The organism is Klebsiella scottii, from assembly GCF_036561945.1.
GTDB lineage: Bacteria > Pseudomonadota > Gammaproteobacteria > Enterobacterales > Enterobacteriaceae > Klebsiella > Klebsiella scottii.
The window spans coordinates 84,335-99,648 of sequence record NZ_JARXNI010000019.1 but is presented as its reverse complement, the minus strand read 5'-3'; the positions used below and the strand labels follow the sequence as shown (position 1 = coordinate 99,648).

Below are 15,314 nucleotides of genomic sequence, written 5' to 3'. Positions count from 1 at the left end.
TTAAGATCGGGGCTGTATCATTTACTTTACGCTAGCGAGCGCTAATTACGCATCGCCACCGAAACGACGACGGCTTGATGAGTCATCACGACGCGGGGCGGAATCTTCGCGACGCGGCGCTGAATCATCACGGCGCGGAGCATGACCTTCACGACGAGGAGCATGGCCTTCACGACGTTCGCCGCTGAAACGACGACCATCACCACGACCGCCTTCGCGACGTTCACCGCCGAAAGCACGACCGCCTTCACGACGTTCGCCACCGAAGGCACGGCCGCCTTCACGACGCTCACCGCCGCCACGACGTTCACCGCTACGCTCAGGGCGCGGCTGGGCATCGCCCATCAGCTGCATGTTCATCGGTTTGTTCAGGATACGGGTACGAGTAAAGTGCTGCAGCACTTCGCCCGGCATGCCTTTCGGCAGCTCGATCGTGGAGTGGGTGCCAAACAGCTTGATGTTACCGATGTAACGGCTGCTGATGTCGCCTTCGTTAGCGATAGCGCCAACAATGTGACGAACTTCAACACCATCGTCGCGGCCCACTTCAATACGATACAGTTCCATATCGCCAACATCGCGACGCTCGCGTTTAGGACGATCTTCACCGCTACGCTCAGGACGGTCGCCGCGCGGGCCACGGTCATTGCGATCGTTACGGTCATTACGACGTTCAAAACGATCGTCGCGATCGCGGAATTCGCGTTTAGGACGCATCGGCGCATCCGGCGGCAGGATCAGAGGACGTTCGCCCTGAGCCATTTTCAGCAGAGCTGCGGCCAGAGTTTCGATATCCAGCTCTTCACCTTCAGCGGACGGTTTGATGTTCGCCAGCAGCGCACGGTACTGATCCAGATCGCTGCTTTCCAGCTGCTGCTGAACCTTAGCGGCGAATTTTTCCAGACGGCGTTTGCCCAGCAGCTCTGCGTTCGGCAGCTCGACTTCCGGAATGGTCAGCTTCATGGTGCGTTCGATGTTACGCAGCAGACGGCGTTCGCGGTTCTCAACGAACAGCAGCGCACGACCTGCACGACCTGCACGACCGGTACGGCCGATACGGTGAACGTAAGATTCGGAGTCCATTGGGATGTCGTAGTTAACAACCAGGCTGATACGCTCTACGTCAAGGCCGCGGGCCGCAACGTCGGTAGCAATCAGGATGTCCAGACGACCGTCTTTCAGACGTTCCAGAGTCTGCTCACGCAGGGACTGGTTCATATCACCGTTCAGCGCGGCGCTGTTATAGCCGCTACGCTCCAGCGCTTCGGCCACTTCCAGAGTCGCGTTTTTGGTACGCACGAAGATAATCGCCGCATCAAAATCTTCCGCTTCCAGGAAACGCACCAGCGCTTCGTTTTTACGCATACCGTAAGCAGTCCAGTAGCTCTGGCTGATGTCCGGGCGAGTGGTTACGCTGGACTGGATGCGCACTTCCTGCGGCTCTTTCATAAAGCGGCGGGTAATACGACGGATCGCTTCCGGCATAGTGGCAGAGAACAGAGCGGTCTGATGACCTTCCGGGATCTGAGCCATAATCGTTTCTACGTCTTCGATGAAGCCCATGCGCAGCATTTCGTCAGCTTCATCCAGCACCAGACCGCTCAGCTTAGAGAGATCCAGAGTACCGCGCTTCAGGTGGTCAAGCAGACGACCCGGGGTACCCACAACAATTTGTGGTCCCTGGCGCAGAGCACGCAGCTGCACGTCATAACGCTGGCCGCCGTAAAGGGCTACCACGTTTACGCCGCGCATATGTTTAGAGAAGTCCGTCATCGCTTCAGCAACCTGTACCGCCAGTTCGCGGGTCGGCGCCAGCACCAGAATTTGCGGTGCTTTGAGCTCAGGATCAAGATTGTTCAACAGCGGTAAAGAGAACGCTGCGGTTTTACCGCTACCCGTCTGGGCCATACCCAGAACGTCGCGGCCGCCCAGCAGGTGCGGAATGCACTCAGCCTGGATCGGAGATGGTTTTTCGTAACCCAGATCGTTAAGGGCTTCAAGGATAGGAGCCTTCAGGCCCAGATCTGCAAAAGTGGTTTCGAATTCAGCCATGTAGTACGTGTGCCTCAAAATTAATGGCGGCCAGTCTACATAACTCAACGTGAAAATTTACAGTAATTTTCATTGAAAAGTGTGAACCGGCTCAAAGTAGGTGTATTAACGAACAACAACGCCCTCACCCGCGAAGGTGATGGCAATAAAAAAAAGGGCTGATGTTTGTTCGTCAGCTATTGCTGGTCCGATTCTGCCAGGTCATCTTGCTCCTGGCCCAAGAGCGATAATTCCAACAATGCGTATCGGTGCTCAACGTAGTTATGAACGTTGTTTGCGACCGCCAGTTTGAACAGTGCCGTAGCGCTGTCCTTGTCCCCCAGACTTAGGTAGTACTTACCTAAATAGAAGTTGGTTTCACTGAGATGCTCAGCGAGCGAGGTGTTATCCGTTGCGTCTGCCTTCAAACGATCCATCAGCGTTTTTTCGCTAATATCGTTAAGGTAGAACTCGACAATGTTCCATCCCCATTGCTCTTTGTCCGATTTCTCGAAGCGCTGTTTCAGTGCTTCAAGCGCCTGCTTCTCGTCGAGTTTGCGCTCAGCGAGGTAAAGCCACAGGCTACGGAAAGGATCATTGGGATCGTCTTGATAAAACGCCAGCAGATCATCTTGCGCTAACTTAGCACGACCCCCGTAATACAGGGCGATGCCGCGATTTAAGTGCGCGTAGTTATAAGTTGGATCAAGCTCAAGTACAGAATCAAACGCTTCATAGGCAGCATCAAAATTACCTGCCTGCGTTAAATATATGCCTAAGTAGTTGAATACTTCGGGCATATCAGGTCGGATTGCCAGCGCTTGTGAAAAATCGTTTCGCGCTAATGCCCTCAGACCGAGACTATCATACAACACTCCGCGCTCATATAAAAGCTGTGCGCGTTCATCATCGGTTAAAGCCCGACTGGCAAGAATTTGTTCCATGCGCGCCAGAATCACTTCTTGCTGCAAAGTCGGTTGCAATGGCACCGCGAGGACTGCGTCCTTACGCCAGGCAGAGTTGCTGCATCCTGCCAGCGTGAGAGCTGTCGCCACGAAACACCAGCGCAAAAAAGGCTTCATTTCCCACTCCCGAAGACAACGATTGGATGAACGTCCAGTTCCCCGGCTGCAAACAAGGCGTCCTGCCCGTAATACACCCTCCGCAAACGCGGAGGGCAAACGGCAACCTTACTCGCCCTGCTCAGCGACCGGAGCTTCCGGTGCGCTTACAGGCTGAGTCTGCTCAGTTGCTTCTTTGATGCTCAGACGGACGCGGCCCTGACGGTCAACTTCCAGAACCTTAACCGGCACTTCCTGACCCATCTGCAGGTAATCGGTCACTTTCTCAACGCGCTTGTCGGCGATCTGAGAAATATGCACCAGACCTTCTTTACCGCCGCCGATGGCAACGAATGCGCCAAAGTCAACGATACGGGTCACTTTACCATTGTAGATACGACCAACTTCGATCTCAGCGGTAATCTCTTCGATACGACGAATAGCGTGCAACGCTTTGTCGCCGTCGGTCGCTGCGATTTTCACGGTACCGTCATCTTCGATTTCGATGGTGGTGCCGGTTTCTTCAGTCAGCGCACGGATGACGGAACCACCCTTACCGATCACGTCTTTGATCTTGTCCGGGCTGATCTTGATGGTGTGGATACGCGGTGCGAATTCGGAGATGTCGCCGCGCGGCGCGTTAATCGCCTGCTCCATTACGCCCAGGATGTGCAGACGCGCACCTTTAGCCTGGTTCAGCGCAACCTGCATGATCTCTTTGGTGATACCTTCAATTTTGATATCCATCTGCAGCGCAGAGATACCGTCGCGGGAACCCGCAACTTTGAAGTCCATATCGCCCAGGTGATCTTCGTCGCCGAGAATATCGGAGAGAACGACATAGTTGTCGCCTTCTTTCACCAGACCCATTGCGATACCCGCAACGGAGGCTTTAATCGGCACGCCAGCGTCCATCAGCGCCAGAGAGGCACCACAAACGGAAGCCATGGAAGAAGAACCGTTAGATTCGGTGATTTCAGAAACCACGCGGACGGTGTACGGGAATTCTTCGGTGGTCGGCATTACGGCCAGCACGCCGCGCTTAGCCAGACGACCGTGACCAATTTCACGACGCTTCGGTGAACCTACCATTCCGGTCTCGCCTACGGAGTACGGAGGGAAGTTGTAGTGGAACAGGAAGGAGTCGGTACGATCGCCCATCAGCTCATCGATGTTCTGCGCGTCACGCGCGGTGCCCAGGGTCGCGGTAACCAGCGCCTGAGTTTCACCACGGGTGAACAGTGCGGAACCGTGGGTACGCGGCAGTACGCCGGTACGAACGTCCAGACCACGAATCATATCTTTTTCACGACCATCGATGCGCGGCTCGCCTGCCAGTACGCGGCTACGAACGGCATTTTTCTCGATAGCGTGCAGAATTTCACCCAGTTCGTTAGCGTCCAGGGCTTCATCTTCAGCAGTCAGCGTGGCGATTGTTTCAGCTTTGATCACACCAATCTGAGCATAGCGCTCTTGTTTGTCAGTGATGCGGTAAGCATCGCTCAGGCGAGCTTCAGCCAGGGCTGCAACGCGGGCATTCAGCGCGGCGTCTACGACTTCCGGCTGCCATTCCCAGCGCGGTTTACCCGCTTCTTTCACCAGGTCATTGATGGTCTGAATAACAATCTGCTGCTGCTCGTGGCCGAATACCACCGCGCCCAGCATCTGGTCTTCGCTCAGCAGTTCTGCTTCGGATTCAACCATCAGGACCGCAGCTTCGGTACCGGCAACAACCAGGTCCAGCTTACTTTCTTTCAGCTCATCCTGAGTCGGGTTCAGTACGTACTGGTCGTTAATGTAGCCCACGCGCGCGGAGCCGATAGGACCGTTAAACGGAATACCGGACAGAGACAGCGCAGCGGAAGCACCGATCATCGCAACGATGTCCGGGTTAACCTGCGGGTTAACGGAAACAACGGTGGCAATAACCTGAACTTCATTAACGAAACCTTCCGGGAACAGCGGACGAACCGGGCGGTCAATCAGACGCGCAATCAGGGTTTCGCCTTCGCTTGGACGGCCTTCGCGACGGAAGAAACCACCCGGGATTTTACCTGCTGCGTAGGTACGTTCTTGATAGTTTACGGTCAGCGGGAAGAAGTCCTGGCCTGGCTTCGCTTTCTTCTGGCCGACAACGGTAACGAATACCGCAGTGTCATCCATGCTTACCATGACGGCGGCAGTGGCCTGACGTGCCATCATGCCGGTTTCCAGAGTGACGGTGTGTTGGCCGTACTGGAATTTACGAACGATCGGATTTAGCAAAATTCTATCCTTTTATCAAAAAGTGACGCTATATCGAGGATATAGCGTCAGATGACCCGATCTTCTGCATCCTCGCGACTAATGACAACCTTTACCCGCCCCTGCGGATGAAGCCTCTCATTAGCCGCGCGAACCTCTGCACGAAGATCATTAATAGCAACAATACATGAGTTTTTAGCTAATTGCTGCCGCCTGGTCGAAAAAAGGGGCCCTGAGGCCCCTTTTTCTGAAACTCGCAGAATTAGCGACGCAGACCCAGACGCTCGATCAGCGAAGAGTAACGTGCAACATCTTTACGTTTCAGGTAGTCGAGCAGTTTACGACGCTGGGAAACCATGCGCAGCAGACCACGACGGCTGTGGTGATCTTTTTTATGCTCGGAAAAGTGACCCTGCAGATGGTTAATCTGGGCAGTCAGCAGTGCAACCTGAACTTCGGTAGAACCGCTGTCGTTTTCGCCACGACCAAACTCAGAAACGATTTTTGCTTTAGCTTCAACGCTTAGAGACATTTTAAAACTCCAAAAATTAAAAGAAAGAAAGGGTGCCGATCTCTAATTCAGCGACCCCTGATGCGACGCCCGAAAATGTTAAAACACTTTTGCGGACGTCAGGCGGCGATATTCTACTCGCAGCCAGCTTTTATCGCAAGAACAGCCCTCAGGCAGGGTATTCAACGACCAGACGACGCGGCGCCACGCGGCCCTCGTCATCAATTTCACCCATCCCGAGAAACTTCTCGTCTTCGCCTTCCGTTACGCGTACCAGCCCCTGCTTCGGCGCTCCCGAAGTGCGGACCGGATTACCGTTTTTAAAGTATACCGCCGACGTTTCTGGAATATTAACCAGCGGATAATCCGACGCCGGGCTGTCCATCGGCATCAGCAGCGGGTCGAGCAGCTGCGCGGCAGGAATATCCTGCTCTTGCGCCTGTTCAACCAGCGCCTGCAGCTGTTCGAGCGTCACCATACGTTCAACAGGATATTTGCTGACGGCCAGGCGGCGCAGGAAAATCACGTGCGCGCCACAGCCCAGCTTTTCGCCTAAATCGTCGATAATCGTACGAATATACGTCCCTTTTGAACAGTGGATTTCCAGCTCAAGCTCATCGCCTTCATGGCGAATAAACAGCAGCTCGTAGACGGTAATCGGCCGGGCTTCGCGCGGGACGTCAATCCCCTGGCGGGCATATTCGTACAGCTTTTTACCCTGGTACTTCAGCGCCGAATACATTGACGGCACCTGCTGAGTCTCGCCGCGAAAGCCTTCCAGCGCGGAGGCCAGCTGAGCGTCGCTGAAGGCCAGCGGACGCTCTTCCACCACCTGACCATCGGCATCAGAGGTATCGGTGCGTTGACCCAGTTTGGCAATTACGCGGTAACGCTTGTCAGAATCGAGCAGGTACTGGGAAAACTTGGTCGCTTCTCCGAGGCAAATCGGCAGCATGCCGGTTGCCAGCGGATCCAGCGCACCGGTATGTCCTGCCCGGTTAGCGTTATAAATACGTTTTACTTTTTGCAGTACGTCATTGCTGGAAGCCCCCTGGGGTTTATCCAGCAAAAGTACGCCGTGCACATCTCGGCCGCGACGACGAGGACGACTCATTAGTCCTCCTTGACGTCGTCCGGATTCACACGACGCTCATCGTCATGCTTCACCACGCTGGTCACCAGGTTAGACATGCGCATCCCTTCGACCAGCGAGTTGTCGTAGAAGAAGGTCAGTTCCGGCACGATACGCAGACGCATCGCTTTACCCAGCAGCGAGCGGATAAATCCGGATGCTTCCTGCAGCGCTTTAATGCCCGCTTTAACAGCGGCTTCATCTTTGTCGTTCAGGAACGTCACAAACACTTTGGCATAGGCCAGATCGCGGGACATTTCTACACCAGAGACGGTAGTCATCATGCCCAGGCGCGGATCTTTAATTTCGCGCTGCAGGATGATAGCAATCTCTTTTTGCATCTCCTGAGCTACGCGCTGCGGGCGACCAAATTCTTTCGCCATAATAAATTCTCCAGAATAAAGACAAAAAAGGGGCTATAAGCCCCTTTTTAAAATGATTGCCGGGTGGCGCTTCGCTGACCCGGCTTACCCTCGGCGATCTTCCGTCAATTTTGAGCTGCAGCACAAGGCGCTGCGGCCCAATAGTCGACCAAGATTACGCGATGGTACGTTGGATTTCGATGATTTCGAACACTTCGATCATATCGCCAACGCGAACGTCGTTGTAGTTCTTAACGCCGATACCACATTCCATACCGTTACGGACTTCGTTAACGTCATCTTTGAAGCGGCGCAGGGATTCCAGCTCGCCTTCATAGATAACCACGTTGTCACGCAGTACGCGGATTGGGTTGTGACGCTTAATCGTGCCTTCGGTAACCATACAGCCCGCGATGGCGCCAAATTTCGGCGATTTGAACACATCACGCACTTCAGCCAGACCAATGATCTGCTGTTTCAGTTCCGGAGACAGCATGCCGCTCATTGCTGCTTTAACTTCGTCGATCAGGTTATAGATGACGGAGTAGTAGCGCAGATCCAGGCTTTCAGATTCAATCACTTTGCGAGCAGATGCATCAGCACGCACGTTGAAGCCAACCAGGATAGCGTTGGATGCCGCAGCCAGGGTCGCGTCGGTTTCGGTGATACCACCTACGCCAGAACCAATGATCTTCACTTTAACTTCGTCGGTGGACAGTTTCAGTAAAGAGTCAGAGATAGCTTCTACAGAGCCCTGAACGTCCGCTTTCAGTACCACGTTCACTTCGTGAACTTCGCCTTCGGTCATGTTAGCGAACATGTTCTCAAGCTTAGACTTCTGCTGACGCGCCAGTTTGACTTCGCGGAATTTGCCCTGACGATACAGCGCAACTTCACGCGCTTTTTTCTCGTCACGAACAACGGTCACTTCGTCGCCCGCAGCCGGAACGCCGGACAGGCCGAGGATTTCAACCGGAATGGACGGACCTGCTTCCAGCACTTCCTGACCCAGTTCGTTACGCATTGCACGAACGCGGCCGTATTCGAAGCCACACAGAACGATATCGCCCTTGTTCAGAGTACCTTCACGTACCAGAACGGTAGCTACCGGACCACGACCTTTATCCAGGAAGGATTCGATGACCGCGCCGCTTGCCATACCGTTGCGAACGGCTTTCAGCTCCAGAACTTCAGCCTGCAGCAGGATGGCGTTCAGCAGATCGTCAATACCGGTACCGGCTTTCGCAGAAACAGGGATGAACTGAGACTCGCCGCCCCACTCTTCCGGCATAACGCCGTACTGAGACAGTTCGGTTTTAACACGGTCCATATCAGCTTCTGGCTTATCGATTTTGTTGACCGCAACGACGACCGGCACCTGCGCTGCTTTCGCATGCTGGATAGCTTCGATAGTCTGCGGCATCACGCCATCGTCCGCGGCAACAACCAGAACAACGATATCCGTTGCCTGAGCACCACGAGCACGCATTGAGGTGAACGCGGCGTGGCCTGGGGTATCCAGGAAGGTGATCATGCCGTTTTCAGTTTCAACGTGGTACGCACCAATGTGCTGGGTAATACCACCCGCTTCGCCGGAGGCAACTTTCGTTGAACGGATATAGTCGAGCAGAGAGGTTTTACCGTGGTCAACGTGACCCATGATGGTCACAACCGGTGCACGGGCTTCTGCCGCGGCGCCGGTATCACGGTCGCTCATTACCGCTTCTTCCAGCTCGTTCTCACGACGCAGGATAACTTTGTGGCCCATCTCTTCGGCAACCAGCTGTGCGGTTTCCTGGTCGATGACCTGGTTGATGGTCGCCATTGCGCCCAGCTTCATCATCGCTTTGATGACCTGAGAGCCTTTGACCGCCATCTTGTTAGCCAGATCGCCAACGGTGATGGTTTCGCCAATGATGACGTCACGGTTCACGGCCTGAGCCGGCTTCTGGAAGCCCTGCTGCAGGGAAGAACCTTTACGCTTGCCGCCTTTACCACCGCGTACGGCCGCACGGGCTTCTTCGCGATCGGCTTTGGATTCAGCGTGCTTGTTGCCTTTCTTCTGAGGGCGTGCTGCTTTGGCGTTACGGCCACGGCCGCGACCGCCTTCAACTTCACGGTCGTTGTCGTCTTCTGCCTGACGGGCATGCTGAGACGTGGTCACGTGATAGTCAGAGGTTTCTTCAGGAGGCGTTTCTGGCGTTTCGGTCCAGTTCTTTTCATTTTCGGCAGCCATACGGCGTGCATCGTCCGCCACGCGGCGCGCTTCTTCTTCAAGCTTGCGACGTGCTTCTTCTTCCGATTTACGCTTCAGCTCTGCAGCTTCGTTTTCACGGCGGCTCTTTTCAGCCTGGGCGGTTTTAGTCATGTCGTCGGTTTGTTGATTGCTCACTTTGTCTTTTTCCGCAGCTTCACGTTTCGCTTTATCAGCGACTTCACGTTTAGCTTGTTCTGCGGCCTCACGTTCAGCTTTTAATTGCGCCTCTCGCTTAGCCGTTTCTTCAGCTTCACGATGGGCCTGCTCTTCCGCTTCACGCTGCGCCTGCTCTTCCGCGGCAAGGCGTTCTGCCTCTTGCGGATCGCGTTTCACAAAGGTGCGTTTCTTGCGGACTTCGATTTGTACCGATTTGCTCTTTCCACCGGTACCTGGAATATTTAACGTGCTGCGCGTTTTGCGCTGCAGCGTCAGCTTGTCGGGCGCCGAGCCGTGTTCACGGTTCAGGTGCGTCAACAAGGTTTGCTTCTCTTGCGCGGTCACAGAGTCATCGACCGATTTGCGGATCCCTGCATCAGCAAATTGCTGTATCAGGCGATCCACAGAGGTCTGAATCTCTGAGGCCAGCGCTTTAATGGTCACATCTGTCATGCTGTTCCTTCCTGCTACAGTTTATTACGCTTCGTCGCCGAACCAACAAATATTACGGGCGGCCATGATGAGCTCTCCGGCTTTTTCGTCGGTCAACCCTTCGATATCAGCCAGATCATCAATGCCCTGCTCGGCGAGATCTTCCAGCGTACAAACGCCACGGGCAGCCAGTTTGAAAGCCATCAGACGTTCCAGACCTTCCAGATTCAGTAAATCATCGGCAGGTTTAGTGTCTCCCAGGCTTTCTTCCTGAGCCAGCGCCAACGTGGTCAGCGCATTTTTCGCACGCTCACGAAGTGCTTCAACGGTGGCTTCATCCAGACCGTCGATTTCCAGCAGTTCTTTCACCGGCACATAGGCCAGTTCTTCCAGAGTGGCGAAACCTTCTTCAACCAACATCGTAGCGAAATCTTCATCAATATCGAGATACTTGGTGAAAGTATCAATCGCCGCATGGGCTTCAGCCTGATGCTTAGCCTGCAGGTCATCAACGGTCATCACGTTGAGTTCCCAGCCGCTCAGCTGCGATGCCAGACGCACGTTCTGACCGTTACGGCCGATCGCCTGCGCCAGATTGCCCGCTTCAACGGCGATATCCATGGTGTGTTTGTCTTCATCCACCACGATAGACGCCACGTCAGCCGGAGCCATCGCGTTAATCACGAACTGCGCCGGGTTATCATCCCACAGGACGATATCGATACGCTCGCCGCCCAGTTCGGTAGAAACCGCCTGAACGCGCGCACCGCGCATGCCGACGCAGGCGCCAACTGGATCGATACGCTTATCGTTGGTTTTCACCGCGATTTTCGCACGGGAACCCGGATCGCGAGCGGCGGCTTTAATCTCGAGGACTTCTTCACCGATTTCCGGCACCTCAATGCGGAACAGTTCGATCAGCATTTCCGGCTTAGAACGGGTAACGAACAGCTGAGCGCCGCGCGCTTCCGGACGTACCGCGTACAGAACGCCGCGAATACGGTCGCCTGGACGGAAGTTTTCACGCGGCAGCATATCTTCACGCAGGATCACGGCTTCAGCATTGCTGCCCAGATCCAGAGTGATGTTATCGCGGTTCACTTTTTTCACCACGCCGGTGATGATTTCACCTTCGTGCTCGCGGAACTGATCGACAACCATTGCACGTTCGGCTTCACGTACTTTCTGTACGATAACCTGTTTTGCCGTTTGCGTGGTGATGCGGTCGAAGGTGACGGATTCAATCTGGTCTTCGACAAAGTCACCAGGATTCATGCTTTCGTCTTCGTAACGCGCCGCTTCAAGCGTAATTTCGCGAGTCGGCTGGGTAACTTCTTCAACGACCAACCAGCGACGGAAGGTATCAAAATCACCGCTACGACGATCGATGCTCACACGCACGTCGATCTCTTGTTCGTATTTTTTCTTTGTAGCCGTTGCCAGAGCGCTTTCCAGCGCTTCGAAAATCTTCTCGCGCGGCAGCGCCTTTTCGTTGGAAACGGCTTCAACAACAGCCAAAATTTCTTTGTTCATCGGGGCCTTTCACCTCAATCCAGACTGTTAAAAGTGGGGAACCAGGTTCGCCTTCTGGATGTTACTCAGCGCGAACACTTCATCTTTGCCTTCGACGGTTACCGTGATCATTTCACCATCGACCGCTTTGATAATGCCCTGCCATTTGCGGCGATTTTGAACCGCCATACGCAGTACCAGCGAAACTTCCTCACCGGAAAAACGCGCATAGTGTTCGGCGGTAAACATCGGGCGATCGAGACCAGGTGAAGACACTTCCAGGTTATAAGCAACGGTGATCGGATCTTCGACGTCCATGACAGCACTGACCTGGTGGCTAACATCAGCACAATCATCAACATTGATGCCATTATCACTATCAATATAGATGCGCAGTGTGGAAGTGCGACCACGAACGAATTCGATGCCGACCAGCTCAAAGCCAAGCGCTTCAACCGGCGCAGTGAGCATCTCTGTTAATTTTTGCTCTAATGTGGACAAACCCACCCCCAAGACATAAAAAAAGGGCGTATAGCCCAGTTATTCTGAAGTCAGATAACAAAAAACCCCGATAAATCGGGGTTTTAGATAACTGAACCCTGCGATCGCAACTGCGATCTGGAACACTTCCAGGAGAATTCTTTCAAATTCGGCTACGAAGGACCAGGTCCTCACAGTATATTTGAAAAAGTACTCAAAGGGAAAGTGGTTGCGGGGGCCGGATTTGAACCGACGACCTTCGGGTTATGAGCCCGACGAGCTACCAGGCTGCTCCACCCCGCGCCTGAAACGTGGCATATTTTACTCTTATTGAGCAAAAGACGCAAATACTGCTGGGATTTGGTACCGAGGACGGGACATAAAATCGTGGTAAAGTGTATTGATAAACCCTATATTTTGTCAACATGTATTTCACATTGCCCGCTTCCCGTTTGTGCTGGCATTTCGCCCTTTTTTAGCAAAAAAGTAATGAATCACTTCCTGTCATCCATAAAAGATGATTAAATGAAAACTCACAATTAATGCATAAACATGCAACAGGGACATATCCCATTTGACGTAATTTTTACGCCACCTTGGCATGGAGAGCGCGAGAAGACCGGCGTGTATGGTTATACATAAAGGTTTTTAAGCATGACCCTGAACCTCAATGGCAAACGGAATAGTCAAATGGGACAGGTTCTGGACCTGGTAAACCGAACTCACAACAGTCTATCTAGCAGGGTTTTATTTTATGACGACGATTCTTAAGCATCTCCCGATTGGTCAACGTATTGGTATCGCTTTCTCTGGTGGACTGGATACCAGCGCCGCCCTGCTGTGGATGCGTAAAAAAGGCGCGGTGCCGTACGCCTATACCGCTAACCTGGGCCAGCCGGACGAAGAGGATTACGATGCTATTCCTCGCCGCGCCAAAGAGTACGGTGCCGAGGGCGCTCGTCTGATCGACTGCCGCAAACAGCTGGTTGCCGAAGGCATTGCCGCGATCCAGTGCGGCGCATTCCATAACACCACCGGCGGTCTGACCTATTTTAACACCACCCCGCTCGGTCGTGCCGTTACCGGCACCATGCTGGTTGCCGCGATGAAAGAAGATGGCGTTAACATCTGGGGTGACGGCAGCACTTATAAAGGCAACGATATCGAGCGCTTCTATCGTTACGGCCTGCTGACCAACGCTGAGCTGAAAATTTACAAACCGTGGCTGGATAGTGACTTTATCGATGAGCTCGGCGGACGTCAGGAAATGTCCGAGTTTATGATTGCCTGCGGCTTTGACTACAAAATGTCCGTCGAGAAAGCCTACTCTACTGACTCCAACATGCTGGGCGCAACCCACGAAGCGAAGGACCTGGAATTCCTTAACTCCAGCGTCAAAATCGTCAACCCGATCATGGGGGTTAAGTTCTGGGATGAGAGCGTTAAGATCCCGGCGGAAGAAGTGACCATTCGCTTTGAGCAGGGTCATCCGGTCGCGCTCAACGGCCAAACCTTCAGCGATGATGTGGAACTGATGCTGGAAGCAAACCGCATCGGCGGTCGTCACGGGCTGGGCATGAGTGACCAGATTGAAAACCGCATTATCGAAGCAAAAAGCCGCGGCATCTATGAAGCACCGGGGATGGCGCTGCTGCATATTGCCTATGAGCGTCTGCTGACCGGTATCCATAACGAAGATACCATTGAGCAGTACCATGCCCACGGTCGTCAGCTGGGTCGTCTGCTGTACCAGGGACGCTGGTTTGATTCTCAGGCGCTGATGCTGCGTGACGCGCTGCAACGTTGGGTGGCGAGCGCGATTACCGGTGAGGTCACGCTGGAGCTGCGTCGCGGTAATGATTACTCCATTCTGAACACCGTCTCCGACAACCTGACCTATAAAGCAGAACGTCTGACGATGGAAAAAGGCGACTCCATGTTCTCCGCAGAGGACCGTATTGGCCAGCTGACCATGCGCAATCTGGATATTACCGATACCCGCGATAAGCTGTTCGGTTACGCGCAATCCGGCCTGCTCAGCGCCTCTTCAACTACCGGTCTTCCGCAGGTTGAGAATCTGGAAAATAGAGACAAATAATCTATCTTCATCTCCTCTTTCAGCCGACGCTAATCCGTCGGCTTTTTTCTTTCCCCAGAATTGCGCCATAAAACCTGGGGCCCATAATTTTACCGGCCGCAGTATCTAATAATCATTGCCTATGTCAGACCACCGCGGGAGATTGATCGCCTGCTGGCGACGCTTGAACCTTACGCTACCAAACGGACGGCCTTCAGTACCTTATCGATCTCTTCATTAACCCGGCAACGGTTAACAGCCTGCAATGCTGCATGGCGTTACCCATCTCTTATAAATAGATGAGCGCGACTTTAGCGACCTGGATGGGATCAAGGCCAGCGGAGAGTTATTTATAAACAAACAGCCGTCGATTTAAGGCAAAAAAAAGACGCTTTTCAGCGTCTTTTTTTTGGAATATTGGTACCGAGGATGGGACTCGAACCCACAAGCCCGTTAGGGCACTACCACCTCAAGGTAGCGTGTCTACCAATTCCACCACCTCGGTACAGATACTACTTATCAGTGCGGGATATCGCTGCTCGGCTGCGCCGGCGCTGCTGGCTGAGTCTGCTCGGATTTCGGCGCGCTCAGATTATCCCACTCACTTCCTTTACTGGTCTTGTTGCTGTTGATATTGCCCAGCACCAAACTAATGATGAAGAACAACGCAGCCAGAATACCGGTCATGCGGGTCATGAAGTTACCAGAACCGCTGGAACCGAACAACGTGCCGGAAGCGCCTGCTCCGAACGAGGCTCCCATATCAGCGCCTTTACCTTGCTGCAGCATGATCAGACCAACAAGGCCAATCGCCACAATAAGGAAAACAACTAAAAGAGCTTCTTGCATAATCAACCTGTTCCTTGCGGATTCGCCGCATACCAATTGCTTCGACCAATAAAGCGGGACGCATTAACGTTTCCCACTGAAGCGGGTGTGAATACTAACCAAAGCGAATGACCTTCGCAAGGGCAATTTCGACGCATTGTATCAACTGCAGAAAAAAACAGCAAAAAACCGTTTATTGGCAATTAAAAAAGCGGCAAGCGCCGCCTTTTT

General features: G+C 53.5%; 12 protein-coding genes and 2 tRNA genes. 1 reads left to right on the top strand and 13 read right to left on the bottom strand.

Annotated elements, in window-relative coordinates; translation table 11 throughout:
• Positions 1–45 precede the first annotated feature (45 nt).
• From QFI97_RS04205 to QFI97_RS04155, 11 genes are all read right to left on the bottom strand, one after another.
• Positions 46–2,052, bottom strand: a complete 2,007-nt coding sequence (locus QFI97_RS04205) for a DEAD/DEAH family ATP-dependent RNA helicase (protein ID WP_095099864.1) — start codon at positions 2,050–2,052, stop codon at positions 46–48.
• Complete coding sequence (gene yrbN, locus QFI97_RS04200) at positions 2,045–2,125, bottom strand: protein YrbN (protein ID WP_115191791.1); 81 nt, start codon at positions 2,123–2,125, stop codon at positions 2,045–2,047. The genes QFI97_RS04205 and yrbN overlap by 8 nt, the downstream gene beginning before the upstream one ends.
• Positions 2,126–2,228: 103 nt before the next feature.
• Positions 2,229–3,113, bottom strand: coding sequence for a lipoprotein NlpI (gene nlpI / locus QFI97_RS04195; protein WP_095099867.1), 885 nt, complete (start codon positions 3,111–3,113; stop codon positions 2,229–2,231).
• Positions 3,114–3,221: 108 nt separating this feature from the next.
• Positions 3,222–5,357: a polyribonucleotide nucleotidyltransferase gene (gene pnp / locus QFI97_RS04190; RefSeq protein WP_331834975.1), complete on the bottom strand. Its 2,136-nt coding sequence runs from the start codon at positions 5,355–5,357 to the stop codon at positions 3,222–3,224.
• A gap of 241 nt (positions 5,358–5,598) precedes the next feature.
• The gene (gene rpsO, locus QFI97_RS04185) at positions 5,599–5,868 is read right to left on the bottom strand and encodes a 30S ribosomal protein S15 (protein WP_004868066.1); all 270 of its coding nucleotides are present in this window, start codon (positions 5,866–5,868) and stop codon (positions 5,599–5,601) included.
• A 148-nt stretch (positions 5,869–6,016) separates the two neighbouring features.
• The gene (gene truB, locus QFI97_RS04180; protein ID WP_346430612.1) at positions 6,017–6,961 is read right to left on the bottom strand and encodes a tRNA pseudouridine(55) synthase TruB; all 945 of its coding nucleotides are present in this window, start codon (positions 6,959–6,961) and stop codon (positions 6,017–6,019) included.
• Entirely contained in the window at positions 6,961–7,362 is a 402-nt protein-coding gene (gene rbfA, locus QFI97_RS04175; protein WP_041147389.1) for a 30S ribosome-binding factor RbfA, read from the bottom strand. The genes truB and rbfA overlap by 1 nt, the downstream gene beginning before the upstream one ends.
• 154 nt (positions 7,363–7,516) lie before the next feature.
• On the bottom strand, positions 7,517–10,207 hold the full coding sequence (infB, locus tag QFI97_RS04170; RefSeq protein ID WP_095099877.1) for a translation initiation factor IF-2: 2,691 nt from the start codon (positions 10,205–10,207) through the stop codon (positions 7,517–7,519).
• A 24-nt stretch (positions 10,208–10,231) separates the two neighbouring features.
• Positions 10,232–11,719 carry a transcription termination factor NusA gene (gene nusA, locus QFI97_RS04165; protein ID WP_331834977.1) on the bottom strand — a complete coding sequence of 496 codons (1,488 nt, stop codon included), beginning with the start codon at positions 11,717–11,719 and terminating at the stop codon, positions 10,232–10,234.
• Positions 11,720–11,746: 27 nt separating this feature from the next.
• Positions 11,747–12,199, bottom strand: coding sequence for a ribosome maturation factor RimP (gene rimP, locus QFI97_RS04160; protein WP_143350162.1), 453 nt, complete (start codon positions 12,197–12,199; stop codon positions 11,747–11,749).
• 205 nt (positions 12,200–12,404) lie between these two features.
• Positions 12,405–12,481: transfer RNA gene (locus QFI97_RS04155), tRNA-Met, on the bottom strand.
• Between the two features lie 451 nt (positions 12,482–12,932).
• On the opposite strand from QFI97_RS04155, the gene argG reads away from it, so the two are divergent.
• A complete protein-coding gene (gene argG / locus QFI97_RS04150) occupies positions 12,933–14,276 on the top strand; it encodes an argininosuccinate synthase (protein ID WP_095099886.1) in 1,344 nt (447 codons plus the stop codon).
• A 397-nt stretch (positions 14,277–14,673) separates the two neighbouring features.
• On the opposite strand, the gene QFI97_RS04145 is transcribed toward argG, so the two are convergent.
• Positions 14,674–14,760 (bottom strand) — tRNA-Leu (locus QFI97_RS04145).
• A gap of 14 nt (positions 14,761–14,774) precedes the next feature.
• A complete protein-coding gene (gene secG / locus QFI97_RS04140) occupies positions 14,775–15,104 on the bottom strand; it encodes a preprotein translocase subunit SecG (RefSeq protein ID WP_041147397.1) in 330 nt (109 codons plus the stop codon).
• Positions 15,105–15,314 lie beyond the last annotated feature (210 nt).